Here is a 21,825-nt window from a genome sequence, read left to right as displayed (position 1 = left end):
TACTCCTTCGATAGTAATAGTGTTGACAACCTGTATATACAGGTTTAAACTGTGTGAAGTGTTTGAACTTGTATATACAGGTTTAATGGATGAAATAAAGGAATTCTTTTTGGAGGTGTTCAACTTGATTCAGTCCCAGTATTCGGAATGGTGGCGCCGCTCCACGGTGTATCAGGTGTACCCGAAGAGCTTTAAGGACACTACAGGCAACGGAACAGGAGATATTAAAGGACTTATAGAGAAATTAGATTATTTGCAGAAGCTTGGAATCGATATTGTCTGGTTACAGCCGGTTTATGTTTCGCCGCAACATGATAACGGTTACGATGTAGCAGATTATGAAAATATCAACCCGGATTTCGGTACGATGGAGGATTTTGACGAGCTGGTACAGGAATTGCATAGACGCGAAATGAAGCTAATGATCGATATCGTGGTTAACCATACTTCGACTGAACATGAGTGGTTCAAACAGTCCATTTCAAGCAGGAACAACCCTTACCGTGATTACTATATCTGGAAGGATCCGGCTCCGGACGGGGGCTTACCCAACAACTGGCAGTCGAAGTTCGGGGGTCCTGCCTGGCAGTTCGACGAAACTTCGGGACAATATTATCTTACTCTCTTCGATAAAACCCAGGCGGATCTGAATTGGGAGAATGAGAAGGTACGTAGAGCAGTGAATGATATGATGTTATTCTGGGCTAAAAAGGGTGTCGACGGCTTCCGCATGGATGTAATTAATTTAATCTCCAAAGATCAGCGCTTCCCTAACGATGACGGGAGTGTTCCACCGGGGGATGGACGTAAATTCTATACTGACGGTCCACAGGTCCATGAATACATCAAAGCAATGTATAAAGAGGTGTTTGGTCCGTTTGAGATGGTGACTGTAGGAGAGATGTCCTCAACTACACTGGAGCATTGTATCCGGTACTCAAGTCCCGAAGAGCGGGAATTTTCCATGACCTTCAATTTTCATCATTTAAAAGTCGACTATCCGAATGGACAGAAGTGGGAACTGATGCCTTATGATTTCGAGGCAATGAAACGGTTGTTCTCGCAGTGGCAGACTGGAATGCAGAAAGGCGGAGGCTGGAACGCACTATTTTTTAACAATCATGATCAACCACGTGCCCTTTCCAGATTCACTGATGATAGGGTTTACCGTGTGGAAAGCGCCAAGCTGCTCGCGACAACTCTGCATGGCCTTCAGGGAACACCTTATGTATATCAAGGGGAAGAAATCGGTATGCCGAATCCGGTATGGAAAAGCATCGATGAGTTCCGCGACATTGAGTCACTAAATATGTACCGCATTCTGTGTGAACAGGGGAAAAGCCCGGAGGTTGCTCTCAGCATTCTCCAAGAACGTTCGCGGGACAATTCACGTACGCCGATGCAGTGGGATGACAGCCGGAATGCCGGATTTACCACTGGTACTCCATGGTTGAAGGTAGATGAGCGGTATCGAAACATCAATGTGCAGAAGGAGCTGGAAAATCCTGGTTCCATCTTCCACCATTACCGTAAACTGATTGCACTACGCAAGGAATATGAAATATTTATAGAAGGTATTTTCAAGAGACTCGATGAAGGTCATCCCGAAGTATTCGCATACGCCAGAACAGGCGATGAAGAGACACTTGTTGTGGTCTCGAACTTCAGCAGTAAAGAGATCTCTTTCCGCTTTGAAGATAATCACTGGACTGAATTGTCGCCAAGTGGTAAGGACGAGCTTCTGATTGGGAATACAGCAGATGCACCTAAATTAACACAAAAGCTTCAGCTCAGTCCTTATGCTTCCTACATGTGGTTAGTCCGCTAACGAGGTGTACTTAAGAAGGAGCACACATCAATTTTGTAAGGAGTGAAGATATGGCTATAGACCGCAAAAATGTTGAAGATATTGTACGGGCGGTTGGGGGCAAGGAGAATATTGAAGTTGCGACGCATTGTGTAACCCGGCTGAGATTCTCGCTGTATGACGAGAACAAGGTGGATTCGGAAGCCCTGGACCGTAACGAACTCGTAAAAGGACAATTCTCTACGCAGGGGCAGTTCCAGATTGTTATCGGACCAGGAACTGTAGATAAAGTATACGATGAAATGATTCAGATCACTGGTGGTGCCCGCTCTTCCAAGGATGACGTGAAATCAGCGGCAGCACGGAAACAGAATCCACTGCAGCGGGCGATCAAAACACTGGCTGATATTTTTATTCCGATTCTTCCGGCCATCGTAACCGCAGGTTTGCTGCTTGGGATTAATAATATTTTGACCGGACCTGGTATCTTTTTTGATAGTAAGTCATTGGTAGATGTCTATCCTGCATGGAAAGACATTGCTGCGATTATTAACACGATTGCCAGCACAGCCTTCACCTTTTTACCAGCACTTATCGGTTGGGCAGCTGTTACACGTTTCGGGGGCAGTCCTCTGCTCGGGATCGTGCTAGGTCTCATTCTCGTACACCCGGATCTATTAAGTGCCTACAGTTATGCAAGTGCTTCAACTGAGGGAACCGTTCCGACCTGGAATTTGTTCGGCTGGCATTTGGAGAAGATCGGTTATCAGGGGCAAGTATTGCCTGTACTGGTTTCGGCCTATATTCTGGCTAGACTGGAGAAGTTCCTCAACCGTCGGGTGCTTGATTCCATTAAACTACTGGTCGTTGCTCCAGTGACCCTGCTGGTTACAGGTTTTCTGGCCTTCACCATTATCGGACCGGTTACGTTCGCCATTGCCAATGCTATCACCTCGGGTTTGATCTATGTATTTGATCATTTTGCGCTCCTTGGTGGTTTGATCTATGGCGGATTCTATGCACTTCTGGTCATCACTGGGATGCATCATACTTTCCTGGCAGTCGATGTACAGCTCATCGGCAGTGAGGGGGGCACCTTCCTCTGGCCGATGCTGGCGCTCTCCAATATTGCACAAGGCGCTGCGGCACTGGCGATGATGTTCGTTGTTAGAGAACAAAAGGCAAAAGGTTTGGCGGCTACGTCTTCCGTCTCTGCATTCCTCGGCGTGACTGAACCGGCAATCTTTGGGGTGAATATCCGCTATCGCTACCCTTTCATCTTCGGGATGATCGGCTCAGCAATTGCCGGTATGCTCCTTACCGTTAACCAGGTTCGCGCTTCATCCATTGGCGTAGGGGGAATTCCCGGTTTCCTTTCGATTTTCCCGAACCAGTGGGGCGTATTCTTCATAGGTATGGTTATTGTTCTCGTTGTGCCATTTGCCGCCACAGTATTGTACGGACGTTCTGTAGTGGGTCGTTCCGAAAAGAACACAGCTACAGAGGCTTCTAGTACTACGAGCGAACCAGAGGAATTGAGCAGCCGTCATTCAGTTCAAGGGTCACAGGAATCAGTTAATATTCTGGAGCTTGTCTCCCCGCTTAGTGGAACTGCAGTATCGCTAGAACAGGTACCCGATCCTGCCTTTGCTGAAAAGCAAATGGGTGAGGGAATTGCAATCGAACCTTCTGAGGGGAAAGTATATGCTCCCTTTGATGCTACAGTAGCTCATGTGATTAAGAGCAAACATGCGCTTATACTGGAGCATGCCAGCGGTGTTCAGGTATTAATCCACGTTGGAATTAACACGGTGGCGCTTAAAGGTAGCGGTTTTACCAGCCTGAAGAATATTGGTGATAAGGTGCAGGCAGGCGAGCTTCTACTAGAATTTGATATGGAAGCTATCCGCGCAGCAGGTTACCCGGTGATTACTCCAATCATCATTCCTGCAGGTCAGGAGATGGTCGAGAAGATTGAAGAGAAGACCGGACCAGCTACGGCCAAACAAACAAGCATCTTGACTATTCATCTCAAGGGTTGATAAAGGCTATATTGGCAAAGACTTTATACTATAGAAAGACAGCCCCTTGGGGGCTGTTTTTCTATAAATATAAGAATTTATATGTTCAACGCTATGAATTCCCCTCCAATTGAATCGATGCTTCCAAAGGCATGACGTGATACAATAAAGGGCGGTGATCAAAATTGAGAGAAAATAAATATTTGCAAATTTATAATGAATACAGCAACCAAATCCATTCTGGACAACTGCTGCCGGGAACCAAGCTGCCTTCCGAAAGTGAACTCGCCGAAGCTTACGCCACTTCACGAGAGACCGTGCGCAAAGCGCTGAATCTACTTTTCCGAGAAGGATATATTCACAAAATTAAGGGAAGAGGCTCCTTTGTGCTTGACATGACCCGAATGGATTTCCCCGTTACCGGTTTGATTTCATTTAAAGAGATGGCCGATACACTGGGTACTGCCTCGCGGACACTGGTAGAGCGGACGATACAAGAGCCGGCAGGCTCCGCTCTCGCCAGACATCTGCAGATTCCACCTGAAACTCTGGTTTGGAAGGTTGTTCGTGCCAGAGAGATTGAAGGTGAACGGATCATTTTGGATAAGGATTATTTTCGTGCGGATATCGTTTCCTTCCTGAGTGCGGAAATCGCCGAGGGCTCAATCTATGAATATCTGGAGCTGGAATTGGGCCTTAAGATCAGTTATGCGAAGAAGCTGATATCTGTTGAACCTTCCACAGAGGAGGATCATAGACTGCTCGATTTGAAGAATTTTACGCATATTGTAGTAGTACGAAACTATGTTTATTTGGAGAACACGGTGCTTTACCAATATACCGAGTCTAGACACCGGCTGGATAAATTTCAGTTTGTGGATTTTGCTCGGAGGGTGAGACGATAAGCTAATCAGAGGGTGTCCCAGTTTGGGATACCCTTTTTTTTATGAGAGTTTCCTGAGAAAAAATACAATCCAATTGTGAAATCTCTATCCCTTTCAATCACTATCAGGTGTGTTGGAGTTATATAGCCAATACTGTGCAAATTTTCGATACAAGAGCGCTTTAAAGGTTCATTCGCTCCATTCGTAAAAACGATATATTAAGAAAAAAAGCTGCCCTCAGAGGCAGTTTTTTTATGTAAGACGATCGAATGTTGAATCTCAATAGGAACAGATAAATGATTAACGACCCTATCTTTTCATGTAAAACCCATTAAATACCATATTGTCATATGACAAAAGTGATGACAACCCACACTATTTAAATGTTCTTTATACATATATATTGTTGGAATATGGAAACAGCGATACCTTCGTTGCCAGTCGTAACAAATACGGTATACGTTGCATGCCAGAATTAGTAGGTGGAAATTTCCTGCATTCTGTAAAAATTATTTATTGCATTAATAGAGCAGAGTTGCATACCCGGCTGTCTTTTTAAGCTTATCATTATTTGTGAAACTGGCTAATAGCAACTTTGGTTGTCTTGAATGCAACGCTAATAGAATGGTAGATTTAGGGAAAATGTCGAATATAGGAGGAAAAGCGATTGAATATTAGCATTATATTGTTGGCTCAGCACTTTAACCTGACCGTACAATGTCTGGATCGGATTAAGAAATATACGTCTATGTCCTATGAGCTGATTGTCGTCTCGGATAACGAATCTGCCGAAGTGTCGAATTACCTTGCGTATGAATACGGCGTTCATGTCATTCATAGCCGGAGCAAAGGGGTTGCAGCAGCATTCAATCTGGGCGCGGTGTCATCTTCGGGAGATCATCTTGTATTCATCCGCGATCAGATTATGGTTAACGAGGGATGGTTAGAACAGTTGTCGGGCTGTCTGGACCATCATTCCAATGCTGCAATCGTGGGTCCGAGGATGAATGATGTTAGCGGCGCTCAACGGATTCCGATTGTATATCAGAACATGGAGCAACTCTATCAGTCGTCATCGATGCTTTCCATCGGGAAATCAATGTCTTGGACCCGGGTTCCTAGACTTGTCAGTTTACTAATGATGATACCCCGTCGCTACTTTGAGCAGATCGGGTCCTTTGATGAGCGATTTGAGGTCGAATCTTACGAGGATGACGATCTGTGTTATCGCACGTTATCTATGAACCTGGATATTTACATAGCCGAAGGATGCGTAGTCTTCCGGAATGAACCTCCTTCAGTAGATCCCAATGATCCTGATTGGTACAATAACCGATTAATCTTAAATCGTGCTATGGCCATAAGCAAGTGGGGATTCGATTTAACTTCTTCCTTGTATAGTGGCACAAGGAAAGTCACTGTCAGCCTATGCATGATCGTAAAAAACGAAGAGTACACCTTAGGGCGTTGTTTATCCAGCGTGAGGGAGCTTGTCGATGAGATCATTATTGTGGATACAGGTTCGAGTGATGGAACCAAAGAGCTCGCGGCATCTTATGGAGCACGGGTTTATGATTTCGAATGGGTGAACGATTTCTCCAAAGCAAGAAATTATGCCTTCAGTCTCGCTACTCAAGAGTACCTGATGTGGTTGGATGCGGACGATTATCTGCAGTTAGAGGATGCAAAGGCTCTCCAGTCCATCGTATCCGATCTACCATGGGATATCGATGTTGTATCGATGCATTATTATCTCGACCGTGACAAAGACGGAAGTGTAACTTCGAGCTTGAGACGTAATCGCCTTCTAAGACGAAATTGTGAATTCCGTTGGATTGGAGTCGTTCATGAGTACCTTGAGGTCGCAGGCAATGTGTTCTATGCCGAGTTAGGCATAACACATGATCGAAAGCATACGCAGTCCTCGCGTAATCTTCTCATCTATGAGGGGATGTTGAAAGCGCAAACGAGGTTCACTCCGCGGGATTTATTTTATTATGCCAACGAGCTATACGATCACGGCCAATGGCAGCGAGCGATAGAGCAATACGATGCCTTCATAGTCATGCCGAATGGCTGGTTGGAGGACAAGCTACTTGCGAGTCGGCGTGCCGGAGATGCATTGTCACAATTAGGTCTCTTTCAAGAAGCCAAGCTTAAAGTACTTCAAGCTTTTGCCTTGTCGCCTCCCCGAGCCGAAGCCTGTTGTCAATTAGGGTCTTATGAGCTAATCGAACAACGGTTCGAGAATGCTGCTTTTTGGTACAAGCTAGCCACGGAAGTACCAAAGCCGACTGAGCTTAACGCTAGAGTAGACCTTCCGGCATGGACGTGGCTGCCGCATTTGCAATTATGCGTCTGTTACGATCGCTTAGGACAATACGAACAAGCGCATTATCACAATGAGATAGCTGGGGGCTATGTACCGGATTATCCGAGCGTCATGGTTAATCGCGATTATTTGAAGCAATACATAACTTTATAAATTTGAGGGGGATTTAGTAATGGCAAGATTAAAGAGGACGAAGGCAAGTGGCAAGAAAAGTGGCAAGCAGTTAGCTTACAAGAGCTCAATGGCATTTATTCTGATGAGTCAGTTGATTGCACCCTTGAGCCCTGCTTATAGCAGTATTCTACCCCGGGCAAGTGCAGCAGCTTACAGTGATGTCGATTCTACCTCATGGGCATATCAGTATATCACTAAAGCTTCCGCGCTTGGGGTAATCGAAGGAGACGGTTCCGGAAACTTTAGCCCTAACCGACCAGTCACGAATCAGGAAGCGGTTGTTATGGTACTCAGGTTCATGGGATATGAGCAACCTAAGGCTACTAGCGGCAGCTTGCCCTTCACCGTAGATTCTTGGGCTACTGTTTGGATTCAGCAAGCGATTGACATCGGCCTCGTGATTCCAAGCGAGGAAGCGAGACCCAACACCGTCATCTGGGGAAAAGAGCAAGCAAGTCGAGAGTGGATAACACGTCTAATTATTCGTGCCGCAGGCAAAGAATCCGAAGCTATCGAGTTTAGGGATAGCGACATAGGTTTCTCGGATGCATCAGACGCATCGGACTGGGCAGCAGGCTACATTAATGCCGCAGTTAACCGCAAGGTCATATCTGGCTTCCCTAATAATACTTTCAAGCCTAAGCAGACGGCTACTCGCGCCGAGTTTGCAGCTATCTTGTCTAAGACTGAAATATTTGCGAGCAAGGTATCCGATCGGATTATCCATGGCTCTGTCGTCTCGATGTCCAAAAATTCGATCGAACTCTTAAGCAGCAGCGGTCAGACAGAGAAGCTCGAAATCAATAGCAAATCTGTTCTGTTCGGGGACAATGGCAAGGGCGTGTTTCCTGCGGGGTCTTTGGTGACGCTTATTCATAATGGAGGAATGGCATCCTTCGTTGAAGTGTTGGGATTAGGGGCTGTAGGCCAGACTAGTTCGAAAGGGGAAAAAGGAGACACAGGTGCTACCGGTCCAGCGGGTCAAAATGGGGTATCTGGTTCAAGTGGACCGCAAGGTGTCACTGGTGCGACCGGAGCTGTCGGGGCAATTGGGGCTGTTGGAGCTACTGGCACAACCGGGGCGAATGGTGCTAATGGAGCGACTGGTGCTGTCGGGGCTACTGGTGCTGTCGGGGCTACTGGGGCTGTTGGAGCTACTGGCGCAACTGGAGCAACTGGTGCTGTCGGGGCTACTGGGGCTGTTGGAGCTACTGGCACAACCGGGGCGAATGGTGCTAATGGAGCGACTGGTGCTGTCGGGGCTACTGGTGCTGTCGGGGCTACTGGGGCTGTTGGAGCTACTGGCGCAACTGGAGCAACTGGTGCTGTCGGGGCTACTGGAGCAGCCGGAGCAAATGGGGCAACAGGTGCCACGGGTGCTAACGGTGCAACTGGCGCTAATGGAGCGATGGGGTCAACTGGCGTAACGGGTGCACAGGGTATTCAAGGGATAACCGGTGCTCCCGGATCGACTGGCGCAACTGGCATTGGTCTTGATAGCATTGCTCCGTTCAATTCAGCGACTTCCTATCATGCAGGACAAGTCGTTACTTATTTAGGAAGTATCTACATCGTTACTATAAACAACCCATCTGGAGTACCTTCTGATATAAATAACGACTTTACCCTGCTTGTCTCTAAAGGTGAAACCGGAGCTACCGGGGCACAAGGAGTTCAGGGAATTCAAGGCGTAACTGGCGATACAGGCGCACAAGGAGTTCAAGGGGTGACTGGAACTACCGGAGCTACAGGTGCAATAGGAGTTCAAGGAGTAACTGGCGCAACCGGAGCTACGGGAGTACAAGGAATTCAAGGGGTAACCGGAGCTACCGGGGCATCTGGCGCATCAACTATAATTCCATTCTCTTCCGGATCACCAATTACTGTAACAACAATCGTCGGGGGATTAAAAGGTACAGTTGCGATGCTTGGATTTGGCAGTTCGTACTCAGGAGCTAGTATAGTAGGTGGAAAAATAGATTTAACCAGAAGTAATGGTTCTGATCCTACAAAAGATCCGTACAACCAAGCTTTTATCGTTCCACGTAATGGTACGATCACTTCAATATATGCTTTTTTCAGCCCAACTTTAGCGTTTTCTTTAATAGGCACGACCATAAACGTTCAAGCAGAAATATATAAAGCGGATAGTAATAGCAACAGTTTTACACCTATTATTGGTTCAGCAGTATCCTTGGCGCCTAGTTTGACAGGAATAATTTCTATTGGATCTACTAGTGACGGATCAGTCAAAGGCATAAATACGGCTGTTCAGGCTGGCGATCGCTTAATGTTAGTGTTCTCTTCGACGGCTTCCGGTCTAAGCTTGATAAATACTGTAACAGGTTATGCCAGCGCCGGAATTGAGATTAAGTAATTCAAGATTTGAGGTAGGAACCATCCATTTTATTTGATAGGAAGTGATTAAAAATGGCAAGGAAGCTATTTCCGATAAAAAAAATGAGCTTAATGTTGGTGTTAGTTCTTATATTTCCATCCGTCATTCAATTCCCGTCTGTAGGAGATGCAAAAGGACGCTCTTTTGAACAAGTAAAGCTATTGGCTGCACCAGCGAATCTGGCAGTCAGCGATTCAACCTCCACAAGCATTCGCCTTACCTGGGATGCCGTAGAGGGAACCTCTAACACGGATGTGAGTTATAAGGTAAATCTAATGGAGTCTACCAATCCTAGCGTAACCGATGTGGTCTATACCTTCGATTCAGGCGAATTAACGGAGTATACGGTGAAGGGATTGGTTTCCGACCGGAGCTATACATTTACGGTCCAAGCCGTAAACATATCCGGACCCGTGTCAAAAACAAGTCCACCTTTAACCGCAAGTACGCTTCCAGCGGAAGCGTACCCACCAACAACGAAGGAAGAGGAACTCCCTCTAGCCGATCAAGAATCACCGAGTACGCCCGAGCTAACTCTTTTCAGTCGCACATCAGATAGCATTAGCTTGGCATGGATTTCATCCGAGGATAATGTCGGAGTTGCGGAATATGTTCTATATAAGGACTCTGATCTGTTGGCAGAAGTAACAGTTAGCACAACGGTCTACACGGCCGTCGACTTGAAGGCTGGACAGGAGTATACCTTTGTAGTACAAGCTATAGACGAAGCAGGGAACAAATCAGCAATTAGTAACGAGTTGAAGGTTAGTACACTTGATGTTGTAAGTAATGTTGGTCCCATTATGAGCATGGGCAACGGGAATTCCTTTCATACATTGACTGTACAGCCGGATGGTACCGTATGGGCTTGGGGCAATAATAGGATGGGCCAGCTCGGTGATAGCACAACCATTGCTCGTAATAAGCCTGTGCGAATTGTTGGCTTGCCGGAGATAAGCGCCACATCCGTTGGACAAGACCATTCCATCGCGCTCGCGACGGACGGAACGATTTGGACATGGGGAAGCAATAGCGTGGGCCAGCTGGGTAATGGTACGTCGGCGCCCCAGCTTGTGCCGCAGCAAGTGACTGGATTAGTGAATGTCATAGCGGTTCAAGCAGGTGAGCAGCATTCGTTAGCGTTGTTGTCCGATGGAACGGTGTGGGCATGGGGACTTAACACATATGGGCAGCTTGGAGATGGAACCACCGAGGATAGTGCATTACCGGTGCAGGTTGCAGGTTTGGACTCAATCGCATCGATCTCAGCCGGAGCCTTTCATAATCTCGCGGTTAGCCACAATGGTCAGGTTTATGCATGGGGGTTCAATGCCTACGGTCAGCTCGGAGATAACACAAAAATCGACCACGTGACCCCAGTGCAGGTTGCTGAGTTAAGCAGCGTTACTTCCGTATCTGCCGGCTTTTATCACAGCATGGCAGTGAAAAAGGACGGAACCGTATGGAGCTGGGGAACGAACGTTAAGGGAATCTTGGGGGATGGGACAACCGAAGATCATTATACTCCCGTTCAAGCCTTGGATCTTGGTTCAGTTATCAGTGTATCCGCTGGCGCCTTGCATAGCATGGCTCTGAAAAGCGATGGAAACGTATGGTTATGGGGAGCGAACAATGAGGGCCAGCTCGGTGGTAGTGCTGAGTCGGAGCGTTCCCTCGCTTCTAAGCTCAACATTGGCAGTCGTATCGTCGCTATTAGTGCAGGTTATATGAGCGGCGGTGCGGTTAGTGAGGAGGGGACCTTGCTGACCTGGGGGTATAATGGATTAGCCCAGCTTGGTGATGGCACTTATACTAATGTCATAGAACCTGTTGCAATTTCGCTTGTAGAAGAATCTTATTAGATTTGAAGAGTAGGGAATTTCAGGCCTAAATGGCAATGAATTCCCTATTTTTATAGGTGAGTCAAAAAGAGAAAACTCTTTTTATATTCATACTTTATCATTACAGCTATCCGTCTAGACTGTTAAAATGATGGAAGTATGGTAGACAAAGGAGATAAGCAATGAATAACGGTTTTCAGATCAATACTGAGGAGAATCGACTCCGAACTCTGAGACAAGTAAAGCAAGCGGCGTTTCATGCTTTGCAGGAATACGAAATAGACTGGAACTCCATTCACTTCATTCAAGTATCCGAACATGTCACCTTCCGCATTGTAAGCGAAGTGGGGGAACAGTTCTTGCTCCGTATTCACCCGAATAACAAACAACGCGAAGGAACCATTTCAGAAATAGAGTGGTTGTTCGCATTGAAGAGTAAGGGCCTCATCTTGCCCGAAGCTGTAATCAATCGTGAAGGGGCCTTTATTACGGAAACGTCGGTGTGTGACGGACAACGGTTTTATTCGAGCTTAATGAGATGGGTCGAGGGAAAGCATGTAGACAAAAGCGAACTAACGGAGGAGGGCATCCGTAAAACAGGATCATTGATGGCAAAGCTTCATGAGGCCAGCTCTGATTTTAGTACTTCCAGCGGCTTTACTCGTCCTTCTTGGGGTGCACTGAGCTTTAAACGGGACTGGGATCACCTAAGTCTACATCGCAAACATTTCATATCGGATGAGGGTTTTAAGTTGTATTCCGTAGCTGCCACTAAAGTGGCAACATGTCTCGAAACGTTCACAAGACATGAACAAAATTACGGGATGATCCACGCGGACTTACATAATGGAAATGTCATTTTTCAGGATAATGAACCGTACCCTATTGATTTTGGCAGGTGTGGCTTCGGCTACCATCTTTACGATATAGCTCAGGCTATTATGGGATTATACCCAACACAAAGAGCTTATTTCGTCGAAGGATATCAGAGAATCAGAAAGCTGGAAGATGAACATATAATGAAGCTAGAGTGCTTCTTAGTCATGGCAATAATCGAAGCCTATAGCTTTCATGCAGAGAATCCGCTAGAGACCGAGGGTTTGATCGAAGAGCAGCCATATGCTCAAGCGATTTTGAGAGCTTATGGGAACGGGACAACCTTTTTATTTAATTCTCTGGATACTTCAATATAAAAGATTAGAAAATGATGTGCGTTATATTCTTCAAATGGTATTATTAGGATGAACTGCTGAAAACTATTTAAATTGTATTTGGAATCTTAGCAATGAAAATGGTTGACAAAACTTTATAAAAAGTGAGGAGTAGAGCAATGAACTTTAATAAAGAACAGCTTTTTTGGATAAATCCAATCAATGACTATTCTATTACAGAAAACAGGATTAAATTTGTAACGATGCCGAATACAGATTTTTGGCAACGAACCTATTATGGTTTTAGAAATGATAATTCACCTGCACTGTTAATGAAAACTGCTGAGAAGTATTTTTCATTTATAGTAAGAACAGATTATGATAGTGCAAATAGATACGAGCAGTGTGGGATAGTCATCTATCAGGACAGTGACAATTGGTTCAAAGCATCGGTAGAATATGAAAATGAGGAATTCCAAAGACTTGGAAGTGTGGTTACAAATCACGGATATTCAGATTGGGCAACAACAGATATCGATGCAAATATTAAAACAATGTATTATAGACTAAGTCGACGTGAAAGTGATTTCTGTATTGAAAGCTCTTTGGATGGAACTACATTTGAACAGATGCGTATTTTTCATTTGTTTGAAGGGAATGAGGAAATAAATTTTGGCTTATATGCTTGTAGCCCAGAGAATTCTTCATTTAAAGGTGTCTTCACGGAAATGGAAATTACTGAGTGTAAGTGGTTGGAGCATAAATAGTCGTTTACGCAGCTGAAAGTGAATATTACTCAATAATGGCCTTCCTATAAAGGAAAGGTCTTTTTTAGTGGAGCGGTTATAAAGTTGTCATCAGTTTCCGATTTCTACATTTACTCATGTGGTAAAATTAAGATAAGTGGATCTTGGGAGGAGAGGACATTGAGTCTTGTGATGATCATTTTGTTACTGTTCTTAAATATTCCAGTATATAGATTTTTGTTTCGCGTGTTCTTCGTGGATAATGATGATTATAACGAATCGATTAGGCATACTTTTACGCCTAACATCATTTCTTTATTCCGGGGAGAGTATTGGATAGAATGAATACGGCAAGACTTCAGTTTTTTATACTCATTTGCGGTGGGATTGTTGTTTTGGAATACCTTGTTTTGCATAAAATAATTGATATTTTTCGTTAAATAGAACTTCATTTAGAAACTTCTGCTTATGGTGAGCAGGAGTTTTTTTATCTTGCATAAGCACCGCTCTATTATGGAAAACTTATGTAGTGCGAATAAACAGCATGAATCCATTTTGCGAGGTGATAATGATGACAAATCAAGATCCGCAGGAGCTTCTTAAAAGTAAACATAAGCTAGATGAGCAGAAGAGGCAGTTCACAAATTTTGCCCGAAGTGCTTCCGGTCATGGTGAAGTAGAAGCAGGCCAGGAATTCAGTAATGACCGAGTGCCAGATGATCAAAACCGTATGAAATCTGTTGAGAACAGACAAGATTGATCTTAAAAAAGCTATCAAATAAGCCGATCCTTTTCTGGATCGGCTTAGAATAATAATTATTACGTTGTAAGGTTGTTCAATAGGTATCGGATGCTAGAGTTTTCTTGCTTTAATTACAAAAGTTACAGGAAGCATCTTTGCTTTTTTTGCAAAATCGCTTTTATCGTCCCGCGACTGCATAAGTTCATCATCAGATTGCTCAATCATTTGCTCAATAACAAATCCAGCTTTAGAGAGCGCATTCACATAGGTTGATAATTTACGATCCGATAAGGTTAGCGTACTTTCTTCAAGAGATACTGAATACCAAGATTCATCGAAATAACATTTTTTGAAAACAAGCATATCATTTTCTGCAACAACACATTTGTGTATAGGGTGAGACCAGCTGAAAATAAATGATCCATCTTTTTTAAGGTAAGAAGCAATCCGGCTAAAAGTACCCTCAAGGTCTGTTGTCCAGCCTATGGCATAAACCGAATAAACAAAGTCAAAATAATCCTCTGGCAGGCCACATTCTTCTTCCATGGGAGAACAGATCAAATTTGCTGAAAGTCCGTGCGCCGTCAAAAGTTGCCTAGTCTTTTCGATTTGATTCTCTGATATATCCGTACCCCATAGTTCAGATGCATTGCGTTCCCCCAAATATTGCAAAGATTGACCGCTTCCACAGCCTATCTCCAGCAACTTTTTCCCTGAGACATCACCAAAAAGTTGACATTGTTCTTCTGAGACAAATGCTCCATATAAAGGTAGTGCGGTAGCTCCTAAAACATCATTTCCTTTTGTATCCCAAAATAAGCTGTTTGTTTCATGAATAGCATTCGTATTCATATCGACCGAGATGGCGACGCCAACCTCACCCGCGCCTATAACGTTTGTTCTATGACCAGAATTTTTGTCCATGCAGACACCCGCCCCAAATATAGATTATATAAGCCTAAACATATCTCCCGACTTGCGCGTAATCCTAATAACATATATCGAACACGAACAAGCTGAAATATCAACCATAGAATAATCTACCATTTTCCCATGAACATAACCATCCATAATTTTCTATTAAAACTTCCATTTATGAAATAAAGCATGATATGACCATATCAGAAAAGGAAAGTTATGCCCCATGAATTTGTTACAATATGTAAAACCGCTGCAAGGTACCGCTTCAAATTATGAATATTTCAACGGGAACACCCTTCCCTTAGTGGCGCGGTCATTCAGCATGGCAGCTTGGAAACAGGAGCTTATTTTGTCTAACCGTATATACACAGTTTCTTCCTCCCGCTAATATGTACTCCCCCCGTTCAATATGAACATTATTACCTAGAACAGTTTTAAATAGATGTAACTCATTTTTGCATAACCCGGTACATACAGCAGCAGCTTCACAGATCGGGCAATGTTTCTCAATGAATAAAAGACTGCCATCATCCTGCTCCTTAACCTCGGCCATATACCCTTCATTTGTTCGAATCTCGGCCAGTTTCTCCAGCTTCCCTCTAACGTCTGCTGTATCACCAAGTTGCTGAAGATATTGTTCTTGCATATTCTTATTTCGAACAGCCAGCAGCTTGTCCAGCCCCTCGTTTCCGAAAGCTTCTTTCATGGAATGGATCAGACTGACGGATAAATCCGAATATCCGCTTGGAAAAAACCGATCGGCCGCGGGGGTTAAGATCCATAGCTTGGTGGGCCGCCCCATGGGACGGGCCTCTTCTTTATTAGTAACCAGCCCTTCTTCTTTCAGCGCATTCAAATGTTGGCGAATAGCCATTCCAGATAGCGAAAACTGCGAGGAGAGTGCCATAACATCCATTCCCCCTTGCTGCTTTAACAGATCAATGATCGCTCTTCGGGTCTTGGTTGAGACATCCTTTTTGGTTTGATTTCGGCTCAAGGTGCACCTCCTTTTGAAGCAACTAAATCTACATCACAGACTACATTTTAAACAAAAATGTTGACAAAGTCAAAGCTGAACTGTAGTTTAGACATTATAAACAAAAATGTTTACTAAGTGTCCGGATACGATGTATACATACCAATTTTCTTGGAGGTCACATTTCATGTCGTCTAATCATCAAAGTATTTTCAGCCCACGTTATTTTGCACTATCCATAGGTATTATTCTGTCAGTGATGGCCGTTGGATTCGAAGGTCTGTCCGTAACCACCATTGCCCCTTCGATTGCTGGAGATTTGAACGGCCTTAGCCTGTTTGGCTGGATATTCAGCACGTATCTGCTTGCGCAGATTATCGGAACTCTGGTCGTCGGTCGAATCATAGATAGAAGAGGACCTGCAGTACCGTTCACTATCGCACTACTTTTGTTTATCGTTGGGTTGATCGCTGCCGCAACATCAGGCGATATGTATACCATGATAGGATCACGGGCCATGCAGGGTTTGGGTGCCGGAGCTATGATGACTTGTGTGTACACAGCAATATCCTTAAGCTACCCGGATGAATTACGCGCCAAAATACTAGGAGCGTTTGGTACGGCCTATGTTCTTCCGTCCATGCTCGGTCCATACGTTGCAGGTCTTATCGCAGATCAGTGGTCCTGGCGGTTTGTTTTCTGGGGAATATTACCGATCCTGATAATTTCAGCGCTGCTTAGTTTACCTGCGTTCACGAAATTAAAAACACCGAAGACACAAGGGGATATCGGAGCTTCATCGACTTGGATGGCTTTACTGTTAACGATGGGTACAGGGGTTTTCTTGGTTGGTCTAAGCATGCTTCCGAGTATTATGGGATTTGTTTTAGTCCTTATCGGCTTAGTACTGATGATATTTCCGCTCCGCAAACTGCTGCCGAAGGGAACTCTTACGCTTCGAAGAGGCATGCCAGCTATCCTGGCAACACGTGGGCTGTTCTTCGCTGCCTATACCAGCACACAGAATTTCTTGGTATTGGCTCTAATCGATGTGAAGGGAATAACGCCTTCTCAGGCCGGATTGATTGTAGCGAGTGCTGCGTTGAGTTGGTGCGTCATAGCGTATCTGCAAGGACGGTGGGATTCGGCAGATCAGGGGCGTGGACGGCATACGCGAATTATTCTGGGTGTATTGCTGCTTGCCATAGGGATTACTATCGTATTTTGGATACCCGTGGTGACCGTTACCGTTGCAGTTTTTGGACAGATCATCGCTGGAATCGGCATTGGATTGGCGCATCCGATTAGCGGTGTTGTGGCGTTTTCTCAGACAAGAGAAGGAGGTGTCGGCAACACCTCGGCAAATCTGCAATTTGCGGATTCTTTTACACCCGGTGTAGTTATCGGGATCGGCGGTTCCATTCTTGTGGTTTGTCAGGCTGGCGGAATGTCACTCCAATCCGGATTAATTGTAGCAATGGGTTTCCATCTCTTGTTGATTGTAATGAGTTTATTTGCGAGCACTCGGATCTCACCAGTAGCTGAACAGATAGGAACGGGTATCCAATCTTTAGGTTTGAAAAACAAATAAACGAAGGAGGAGTTCACAATGATCATCGAGGTCAGTGATAAGGCATCAGAAAAAATCGCCGAAATCTTATTAAGTGCGAATATCCGAAATCCATTCCTTAGAGTGGGTGTTGATGAAGGGGGATGCAGTGGATTATCCTATACCCTAGTCGTAGATGAACAGCAGGCAGAAGAGGATATTGTATTAAATAAAAAGGATTTTAGTATATTGGTTCACCCGAATAGTATTCCTTATATTGACGGTCTTGAAATTGACTATGAAGAGAGTGGAATGGTAGGCGGATTCACTATGAATAACCCTAATGCAAAAGCTTCATGTGGATGCGGAGCCAGTTTCAGAATGGCCAATTATCGTGGCGAAATAAAAAAATGTGATTGAACAGCAGAAAGGAGAGAAGAGGAATGATATCATTTGCAGTATCCGAAAAAGCATTGGATTCATTTAAGAATGAATGGGGTTTGGAAGAGGACCAATATGTAAGAATTTATGCAAAATATGCCAATGGAGGCTCAGATGCCTTCACTGTTGGAATTAATGCAAGTGCTACACCGATCGATCCCGCATGGGTTCAATCCATTGGCGGATTTCATTTCTTTGTTGAAAAAACTGATGTTTGGATTTTACAGGATGAACTTCTTCAAATTGATTGTAATGAAAACGGCATATTTTCAACCAAAATCTCCTGAGCATCTTCTTGGGTACAATGTACATTAGAATATCTACTACACTTCTAGCAATTTCGCACACTATTGTCTATACTGTTTTAAATAAATATCAGAATTGGATCTGATTTTAAAAGAAGCATGGTGCTAGGAAGCAGGTGCAGAACATTGATAAATTTGGACAAATTAGCAAAGGCATTTACTAAAGGTGTCTATGAAATAGAAGATAGAAGCCGCTTAGTCATCCAGCCCAAAAGCTTATTAAGTGAATTCACCACCGTTAAGCATGGATTTCTATTTATCATTCGCGGGGGAGCCAGAATACGTGTGAATGGAACGGTATATGAATTACGGCCAGGATCAGTTTTTCATGCTGCTCCGGGCATGCAGATGGATTCACAGGTTATAGGACAATCTGAGCTCGAGTATTACTCACTTTTTTATAAATTGGATATGCCGGAAGAAATGAATAGTACTCACGAATTTGACTCTCATTTCAAGCTGGAGCCGGGAGCGAATCTAAAGATTATTGAATTACTAATTATGCTCCATCAGAATGCCCATCCATCCGGAGAAATTGGGAAGCTGCGTATCAAGGAGTTGTTCTTAAGCCTGATGCATCAGGTTCTGATTGCGTGCAGTTACAGAGAGAACGATAGTTCTCCGAATCAAAAAATGGTAGACGAAGCTCTTGCGTATATTAAACTTCATTATATGAATTCACTTACACTCGGTGAGTTAGCGGAACAGCATGCAATGAGTGCCAACCGCTTCTCTTACCTCTTTCATAAATATACGGGACTACGACCAATCGACTATGTCGTTAATTATCGTTTGGAACGGGCCTGTGAATTACTCAAAGCAGGTAATTTTCCTATCCGCGAGATTGCTGACCGTGTTGGTTATGACAATCCACTATATTTCAGCCGATTATTCAAAAAGAAATTCGGTGTTTCTCCCTCTGCCTATAAGTAATGTACATAATGAGCTTCTTGTACTTGAACTACGTCTGCAGCTACTGGTGATAAGCCAGAAGTGCAGACTTTTTTTTATTTAGATTAAATAATGATGCATGCTGGATTTGAGATTTGTACATTTGAATTTATTTAAATTTTTGATAAACTCACCTTTGTAACTGAGAATCATTATCAGTAAATTGATTTATAAATGAAAGGCTGGTAGATATGACAGAAAAAAGACCAAGACAATTATGTATTGGCCTGTCCTTAAATGCAACCTGGATGAAAGGAGACGGCTGGCGACACCCGGATAGCGGAGTAGAGAAGATGGAGTCTATTGATTACTATATTAATTTGGCAAAAATGGCTGAGAATTCAAAGCTCGATTTTCTTTTCAGGGCTGATTATCTGTATGTTAGCCCGCAGATGTTAGGAGACTCCTCAAATTTCGGCAGCCCCGACCCTGCATTGTTTTTTGCAGCGATAGCTCGTGAAACCGAGCGGATCGGACTGGTAACGACGATTTCCACTACTTTTAATCCGCCGTATGTTGTTGCAAGGCAATTGCAGTCCTTACACTGGCTGAGCAATGGACGCGCCGGCTGGAATATTGTCACTTCGATTGAAGGTGCCGATAATTTCAGCGATTCACCTATGCCGTCACCGGAAGAAAGATATGCCAAGGCTATGGAATTCACGGATGTTGTACGCAAGCTTTGGGAGAGTTTTCCGAATGAAGCGATTGTTATCGACCGTCAGTCAGGTATGTTTTCGGATAAGGATAAAGTGACTGCCATTAATCATTCCGGGGAATTTTTCAGTGTAAAAGGGCCGCTTACTTTGCCTGCTCACAAATCAGGAACACCGCCGCTATTTCAAGCTGGTGCTTCAGACATTGGACGGAATTTCGCCTCATCTGTAGCTGATGCTATTTTTGCGGCAATGCCGGATATCGAATCGGGAGTGGAACTAAGGAATGATCTGAGAAGAAGAGCGGCTGAGCAGGGCCGTGATCCGGATGCTATCAAAGTTTTGCCGGGCTTATATTTTTTCCTGGCCGATACGCGCGAAGAAGCACTTAAATTACATAAGGCTGCACATGCGAATTTAAGCCTTGAACGCAGACATGCTTCGCTCAAATCGGTGCTGGGTCTTGATTTAAGCGGTTATCCCTTAGATAAGCGAGTAACTGACGATATATTACCCGATTCCAGTCAGGCCGTCCGCAGCCGGACTCATGCCGAATTGTTACGGCGGTATATTATCAAAAACCAGCCTACAGTGAAAGAAATCTTGGACAGGCCGGAGATTGTCGGATCTGCACATTGGGTATCTGTCGGGACAGTAGAGGATGTGCTGAACGATATTATTGAACGGTTTGATGCGGAGGCTATGGATGGCTTCATCGCCTTGCCAGGCGGCTCGGAACAATCTATGGAGTTGTTTTTTGAGAAGTTCGTACCGGAGCTGGTTGAAAGAGGTTTATTCCGGAGTGAATATACTGGAAGCACTTTCCGTGAGCATTTAGGGATTTAAAAAAGAGAAATGAGGCGATTGAACGATGCATGAAGAGGAATTGTTTGATGTTACGATTATTGGCGGAGGTCCGGCTGGATTATTTGCTGCATTTTATAGCGGACTCCGTGAAATGAAAACCAAAATTATAGAATTCCAACCTGTGCTTGGCGGCAAGGTGCATGTCTATCCGGAAAAGATGATCTGGGACGTAGGAGGCTTACAGCCTATTCTTGGCTCACAACTTATTGAACAAATGGTTGCTCAAGGGATGACTTTCCAACCGGAGGTTGCCTTTAATGAAAAGGTCACATCCATCTCGCAAGATGAAGCAGGTTACTTTATTTTACACACCGCCGCAAACCGGAAGCATTTCACTAAAACTGTGATATTGGCCATTGGAGGAGGCATTCTGAAGCCGGTCAAGCTCGAAATCGAGGGTGCCGAAAGATTCGAAATCACAAATTTGCATTATACGGTGAAGTCACTTGCCCGATTTAAAGAGAAGACTATCCTAATATCGGGAGGCGGCCATTCTGCTGTTGACTGGGCGAATGAACTGGCTCCGATTGCCAAAAAGGTGTCTCTGACGTACCGGAAAGAGAACTTAAAGGGGCATGAAGCCGATATTTCACGCTTGGCAAACAATGGCGTAGAGTGCTTGTTAAATACTTCAATCGAAAAGTTGATTGCCACACCGGATCACGAAAGAATAGGGACTGTACTGCTGAAAAGTAATGACAACGGAGAGGCATTTGAGCTGTCTGTCGATGAGGTCATCATTAATCACGGTTATGAGCGCGACAAAGAACTGCTGGTGAACAGTGAAATTAAAATGGATCTGTGGGAACATCAGATTTCAGGATCAGTAACGAGCGGGACATCCGTGCCGGGTATTTATGCGGCAGGTGATGTTCTACACCATGATGGGAAACTGCACCTGATCGCGGGGGCATTCCAGGATGCTGCCAATGCGGTAAACCAAGCCAAACAATACATCACACCGGAGGCAAATTCGTCCGGGATGGTGTCTTCACATAATGACCTGTTCACGCAGAAAAACCGTGATTTAATGAAGCATTTATACAGACAGTAATGATAACAA

18 protein-coding genes are annotated in these 21,825 nt (G+C 44.4%); 16 read left to right on the top strand and 2 right to left on the bottom strand.

The window, feature by feature from the left end; genetic code table 11:
• Positions 1–124 precede the first annotated feature (124 nt).
• From treC to NST45_RS11635, 10 genes are all read left to right on the top strand, one after another.
• Entirely contained in the window at positions 125–1,828 is a 1,704-nt protein-coding gene (gene treC, locus NST45_RS11680; protein WP_256721456.1) for an alpha,alpha-phosphotrehalase, read from the top strand.
• 50 nt (positions 1,829–1,878) lie between these two features.
• Positions 1,879–3,849, top strand: coding sequence for a PTS system trehalose-specific EIIBC component (gene treP / locus NST45_RS11675; protein WP_036677132.1), 1,971 nt, complete (start codon positions 1,879–1,881; stop codon positions 3,847–3,849).
• A 164-nt stretch (positions 3,850–4,013) separates the two neighbouring features.
• Positions 4,014–4,733 carry a trehalose operon repressor gene (gene treR, locus NST45_RS11670; RefSeq protein WP_038571269.1) on the top strand — a complete coding sequence of 240 codons (720 nt, stop codon included), beginning with the start codon at positions 4,014–4,016 and terminating at the stop codon, positions 4,731–4,733.
• A gap of 646 nt (positions 4,734–5,379) precedes the next feature.
• Positions 5,380–7,197: a glycosyltransferase gene (locus NST45_RS11665; protein WP_081388082.1), complete on the top strand. Its 1,818-nt coding sequence runs from the start codon at positions 5,380–5,382 to the stop codon at positions 7,195–7,197.
• Positions 7,198–7,216: 19 nt separating this feature from the next.
• Complete coding sequence (locus NST45_RS11660; protein ID WP_339825648.1) at positions 7,217–9,595, top strand: exosporium glycoprotein BclB-related protein; 2,379 nt, start codon at positions 7,217–7,219, stop codon at positions 9,593–9,595.
• Between the two features lie 53 nt (positions 9,596–9,648).
• Positions 9,649–11,478, top strand: a complete 1,830-nt coding sequence (locus NST45_RS11655) for a fibronectin type III domain-containing protein (RefSeq protein WP_076213769.1) — start codon at positions 9,649–9,651, stop codon at positions 11,476–11,478.
• Between the two features lie 161 nt (positions 11,479–11,639).
• On the top strand, positions 11,640–12,650 hold the full coding sequence (locus tag NST45_RS11650) for a phosphotransferase (RefSeq protein WP_076213772.1): 1,011 nt from the start codon (positions 11,640–11,642) through the stop codon (positions 12,648–12,650).
• A 137-nt stretch (positions 12,651–12,787) separates the two neighbouring features.
• On the top strand, positions 12,788–13,375 hold the full coding sequence (locus tag NST45_RS11645; protein ID WP_076213775.1) for a DUF1349 domain-containing protein: 588 nt from the start codon (positions 12,788–12,790) through the stop codon (positions 13,373–13,375).
• 159 nt (positions 13,376–13,534) lie between these two features.
• On the top strand, positions 13,535–13,699 hold the full coding sequence (locus tag NST45_RS11640; protein ID WP_179086368.1) for a hypothetical protein: 165 nt from the start codon (positions 13,535–13,537) through the stop codon (positions 13,697–13,699).
• Positions 13,700–13,922: 223 nt separating this feature from the next.
• Positions 13,923–14,114, top strand: a complete 192-nt coding sequence (locus NST45_RS11635; protein WP_036677120.1) for a hypothetical protein — start codon at positions 13,923–13,925, stop codon at positions 14,112–14,114.
• Between the two features lie 93 nt (positions 14,115–14,207).
• Here NST45_RS11635 and NST45_RS11630 read toward each other — a convergent pair whose 3' ends face one another.
• Together NST45_RS11630 and NST45_RS11625 are read right to left on the bottom strand one after the other, a co-directional pair.
• Entirely contained in the window at positions 14,208–15,020 is an 813-nt protein-coding gene (locus NST45_RS11630; protein ID WP_038571275.1) for a class I SAM-dependent methyltransferase, read from the bottom strand.
• A gap of 310 nt (positions 15,021–15,330) precedes the next feature.
• Entirely contained in the window at positions 15,331–16,014 is a 684-nt protein-coding gene (locus tag NST45_RS11625) for a metalloregulator ArsR/SmtB family transcription factor (RefSeq protein ID WP_076141253.1), read from the bottom strand.
• A 166-nt stretch (positions 16,015–16,180) separates the two neighbouring features.
• On the opposite strand from NST45_RS11625, the gene NST45_RS11620 reads away from it, so the two are divergent.
• The 6 genes from NST45_RS11620 to NST45_RS11595 all read left to right on the top strand — a co-directional run bounded on the left by NST45_RS11620 (position 16,181) and on the right by NST45_RS11595 (position 21,816).
• The gene (locus tag NST45_RS11620) at positions 16,181–17,584 is read left to right on the top strand and encodes an MFS transporter (RefSeq protein WP_076213778.1); all 1,404 of its coding nucleotides are present in this window, start codon (positions 16,181–16,183) and stop codon (positions 17,582–17,584) included.
• A 21-nt stretch (positions 17,585–17,605) separates the two neighbouring features.
• Positions 17,606–17,962, top strand: coding sequence for an iron-sulfur cluster assembly accessory protein (locus NST45_RS11615; protein ID WP_036677411.1), 357 nt, complete (start codon positions 17,606–17,608; stop codon positions 17,960–17,962).
• Positions 17,963–17,985: 23 nt separating this feature from the next.
• On the top strand, positions 17,986–18,270 hold the full coding sequence (locus NST45_RS11610) for a hypothetical protein (protein ID WP_076213782.1): 285 nt from the start codon (positions 17,986–17,988) through the stop codon (positions 18,268–18,270).
• A gap of 144 nt (positions 18,271–18,414) precedes the next feature.
• Positions 18,415–19,221, top strand: a complete 807-nt coding sequence (locus NST45_RS11605; protein WP_036677112.1) for an AraC family transcriptional regulator — start codon at positions 18,415–18,417, stop codon at positions 19,219–19,221.
• A 209-nt stretch (positions 19,222–19,430) separates the two neighbouring features.
• Entirely contained in the window at positions 19,431–20,741 is a 1,311-nt protein-coding gene (locus NST45_RS11600) for an NtaA/DmoA family FMN-dependent monooxygenase (RefSeq protein WP_036677110.1), read from the top strand.
• A gap of 25 nt (positions 20,742–20,766) precedes the next feature.
• The gene (locus NST45_RS11595; protein ID WP_036677108.1) at positions 20,767–21,816 is read left to right on the top strand and encodes an NAD(P)/FAD-dependent oxidoreductase; all 1,050 of its coding nucleotides are present in this window, start codon (positions 20,767–20,769) and stop codon (positions 21,814–21,816) included.
• Positions 21,817–21,825: the final 9 nt, after the last annotated feature.

The organism is Paenibacillus sp. FSL R7-0163 (assembly GCF_037969975.1).
In the GTDB taxonomy this organism is placed as follows: Bacteria; Bacillota; Bacilli; order Paenibacillales; family Paenibacillaceae; genus Paenibacillus_AQ; species Paenibacillus_AQ odorifer.
The sequence above is the reverse complement of the archived record's forward strand: the minus strand, read 5'-3'. Positions and strand labels throughout refer to the sequence as shown.